The 3918-nt window shown below is 55.9% G+C and carries 4 protein-coding genes; 2 read left to right on the top strand and 2 right to left on the bottom strand.

Annotated elements, in window-relative coordinates:
• Positions 1–569: asparagine synthase-related protein (locus RMSM_RS06895; RefSeq protein WP_144057441.1), on the top strand; the 569-nt coding region annotated here is incomplete at its 5' end.
• Between the two features lie 90 nt (positions 570–659).
• Positions 660–2009 (top strand): YidR family protein, encoded by a 1350-nt coding sequence (locus tag RMSM_RS06890; RefSeq protein WP_008693421.1) that lies wholly within the window; start codon positions 660–662, stop codon positions 2007–2009.
• A 192-nt stretch (positions 2010–2201) separates the two neighbouring features.
• Here RMSM_RS06890 and RMSM_RS06885 read toward each other — a convergent pair whose 3' ends face one another.
• Together RMSM_RS06885 and RMSM_RS06880 are read right to left on the bottom strand one after the other, a co-directional pair.
• A complete protein-coding gene (locus RMSM_RS06885; protein ID WP_008693420.1) occupies positions 2202–2783 on the bottom strand; it encodes a hypothetical protein in 582 nt (193 codons plus the stop codon).
• Between the two features lie 256 nt (positions 2784–3039).
• On the bottom strand, positions 3040–3462 hold the full coding sequence (locus RMSM_RS06880) for a hypothetical protein (RefSeq protein WP_008693418.1): 423 nt from the start codon (positions 3460–3462) through the stop codon (positions 3040–3042).
• Between the last annotated feature and the right edge of the window lie 456 nt (positions 3463–3918).

Raw genomic sequence — 3918 nt, 5'->3', positions numbered from 1 at the left:
ATCCGGTCGCTGCGGTGGCCGCCGCGATTGATCCGGACCAAGTGCGTGGACGCCACCGGCTGGATATCTCGCAGTACACGTGGAGCAAGACGATGCTGGAAGGCCAAATCTTGACCTGGGGTGGCGACCGTATGGACATGGCCAACAGCATGGAAGCACGACCCGCGTTCTTGGATCACCATTTGGCCGAGTACGCAACGACGATTCCGCCAGAAGTGCGAATCCGCGATGGCGTTGAGAAATGGGTATTGCGTGAAGCCATGGTCAACGTGTTGCCGCGTGAGCTGTACGAACGCAAAAAGTTCGCGTTCATGGCACCGCCGGCACACACCGATCCAGTCAAGCGGAACGCCGTGCAAGAAATGATCGACCATTGGTTGACCGACAACCGCGTCAATGAGGTTGGATTCTTTGATCGCGAAGCGCTGAATCCGTTTATCGAATCCGCATGGCAAGAAACTGACGGTACGATCGCTCGGCGTAACGACATCGTGATCAATCACACGCTGCAGCTGCACATGCTGCACGGACAATACGTCGAAGACCTGCCACTGCCCGTGGTGGATTGACTCTGATGACATTTTGCCAATGAATCACTAAAGTGGACCGCCAGCGAGGCACCTCATGCGTGCCTCGGATTCGGTTCACAATCGTGGCATATGATGACGACAAATCCACATTCGGATCGCAGTGTTATCGGCGAACGGCAAATCACGTTCGGCCGCGGCAATCACCTTTTGACCAACACCCACGTCTGGTCGTACGATGGTCGCTGTATTTACTATGACGTTCGCAGCGATGTAGCGGGTTCGCTGTTCGATGGCAACCGGATCGAACGAGTCCATGTCGAATCAGGTGAGGTCGAGTTAGTTTACCAGGCCAAAGACGCTGCTTGCGTCGGCGTGGTCACCGCGAGTCCCGTCGAGGACAAAGTGGTCTTCATTCACGGGCCGGAACACCCGAGCGAGGATTGGCAATACTCGGCATGGCATCGGCGGGGAGTTTTGGTGAAGCCAGGTCAACCGCAATCGATTACCAATCTTGACGCACGCGACATCGTTCCGCCGTACACGCCCGGCGCACTTCGTGGCGGCACTCATGTGCACGTCTTTAGTGGCGATGGTCGATGGGTCAGCTTTACCTACGAAGACCATGTCTTGGCGACTTCGACTGCGGCCAATGCTGGTCAGAACCAACGCAACGTCGGCGTCTCCGTTCCCGTGTCCGCCGCTGAAGTACCGGCGACTCATCCGCGGAACCACGACGGATCGATGTTCAGCGTGTTGGTCACACAAACCTCCGATGCTCCGCCGCCAGGCAGTGATCAAATCACTCGAGCCTATAGCGATGCGTGGATCGGCAACCATGGTTACCATCGCCGCGATGGGTCAGGTCAAAGCCGAGCGTTGGCATTCATCGGAGATGTGGTCTCCGATGACGGACGCACCGTCCCCGAGCTGTTCATGGTAGACATTCCCGACGACGTCACCGTCGCCGGCGACTTGCCGCTGTGTGGCACTCCGTTGACTCGCCCGGCGCCGCCACAAGGCACGGTACAGCGGCGGTTGACGTTTACCACGGAACGCAAATTTCCGGGGCTCGGGCCCGTTCGCCATTGGCCGCGAAGTAGTCCCGATGGCAGCAAGATTGCGTTCCTGATGCGAGACGATGCGGGGCGAATCCAGCTTTGGCTCGCCTCACCCACCGAACCGGACATCCGTCAACTCACTGACAATGATTTCTCGGTTGAGTCCGCGTTTACGTTTCGCAGTGATGGTCTGGCAATCGCTTGTGTCGCGGGCGGTCGCGTCTGCGAAGTTGACATCCTCGACGGCAAGACAACACCACTAACGTCTCCAGCGGATCCCGCCACCGCACCGCGTCCCGAGGCCGTGGTGTACTCTCCGAATGGCAAGCAGGTCGCGTACATGCGTCCCGACGCCGCGGTCACAGCCACAGCCACAGCCCCGCCGAACCAGATCTTCATCGCGAGCACGCAGTTAGGCTAGGTCGCATCGGCCTCTATCCCGCCTTGCCTCTGATTTCGCCTGCCCAAACCACGTCGCAAGCCACGCAGCTAGTCAACAAGTTGTCCGACACCTTCCATCGTCCGACTACGTGCGAGCGAACCGGAAACGAGCCCCACCCGGATGTCGCTAAAGGCTCCATCCGACCTCCCCATTGCGTCGCGGTGACAGAGCCTAGAATTTCCAAGGCGGGAGGTTCGCATCCTGGAATTCTTCGAGCGACGTCAGGATCAACCCCGATTTCTGAAGCTTCGTAAACGCTCGCTTGTGACAGAATATCAGATAAGTTCCTTCATCGAAGGCAGAATGGAAGAACGAGTGGGGGCAGATCCCGTTGTTGATCTCACTTGTTACCGTAGTTACAAAATCCAAGATACGCCAGTTTACCTCTGCGAGCTCGAACTCGGTTGCGTAAGTTTTGCGACCAATTTTGAACTGAAACTCGCAAGGATCCTCGAATGAGATATTGAACTCCTTGGCGGGAAATAGCCCGAAAGATTTTGCAGATAGCGACTCTAACATCCCAAGCATAAAGTCGTCATCCGTCTCGTAAAAATCGACTGCAAGTAGCTGGCCAGGAAACCGTCTAAAGTGCTCAGCGTTTGGCCCCTCGCTTTCCTCACGAAAGCGTTTCTGTAAATACTCGACCACCTTTTTCCGGTGTTTCTCTTCATAATTGTAAAAGAAGCCAATCGTGTCGAGACAGGCCAATAGGGATTGGCAACTATCGATCGAAGTATTTAGAGTCTTTGCCATATTCAACCTTGCTGGTAGAGCAGTTTTGCGAGATGAAAAGTTACGCGTCGCAGCGTCTTCCGCACCCGGACACGGATGGAAATCCCCATGCTAATTTCCGTACGAATGAGCACGCTGATTCAAGACGTTGTTCGCCGGACCGTTCCATTCGCCCCAAATAATTAGGCGTGTATCTTTAAGCGGCCAGGCCATCGCTAACACCGGAGGTCCAACACCGATGAATCACGGACGATTGTAGCGTAGGTTTCGTTCCGAGTCACTTCGTTTCCGTCGTCTCGATCTCGGCACGTCCACGGCCAACCAACCAAACTGCATAGAATGCTGGAATTGTCAGGAATGGAAACCCAAATGCGCCCACCAAGAGGCCCGCCCATCTGGCTCGACCATACACTGCCAACAAATCCGTCTGAAGACGAGACGCGATACGTACCATCATCACGAACAGCCCCACAAATAACGCTGCCATCAGCGTCATGCCGATCGTGGCACCAAGTCGAAACGGAGTATCGTGAATATCGGACCATAGGCCAATTGGATAAACAACACAAAAGTAAGTGATTCCGATACACCCCAACCACCGGTACAGCGTCGCTGCACGCTTCAACGATTGAGCTGAATTTCTGCCGTCGTCGCTGCTCTCAACTGCTTCACGCGGTGGCTGGTATGGATTAACGGTCATGTGATCGCTTGGCAAAACTCTCGAAGAACGGCGGTAGTCGGCGGGCTCTCAGGTTCAGCTTAAAGCTTGTGATCTCGGTCCGCCACTGGTTCCCCGTTGTCGCGTCAAATAAGCGTGAGATACTCTGTAAACGGCTGCGTGCGAGCGAGCCGGAGGCAGCCCCACCCGGATGTCGCTGAAGGCTCCATCCGACCTCCCCTTAAAGCAAAGCTTTGGGGAGGTGAAGTTGATGCTGCGTGCGAGCGAACCGGGGACGAGCCCTCACCCGAGAAAACGCTCAACGTTCTGCTCGACCTCTTCCTAAACTCCGTTTGGGAGAGGTGACAAGTGTACAAGGCACCTCTCCCGAGCGCAGCTGGCGAGAAGTCGGACGGGCCCTTTAGGCCTCGTTCGGGTGAGGGCCGACCGAGCAAACTTTAATGCAAGCGACTGTCCAGTGAGACTGTGACGTTCGAG

Origin of the sequence: Rhodopirellula maiorica SM1 (assembly GCF_000346295.1) — a bacterium.
GTDB classification, from domain to species: domain Bacteria; phylum Planctomycetota; class Planctomycetia; order Pirellulales; family Pirellulaceae; genus Novipirellula; species Novipirellula maiorica.
This window is presented reverse-complemented; position numbering and strand designations above follow the sequence as displayed.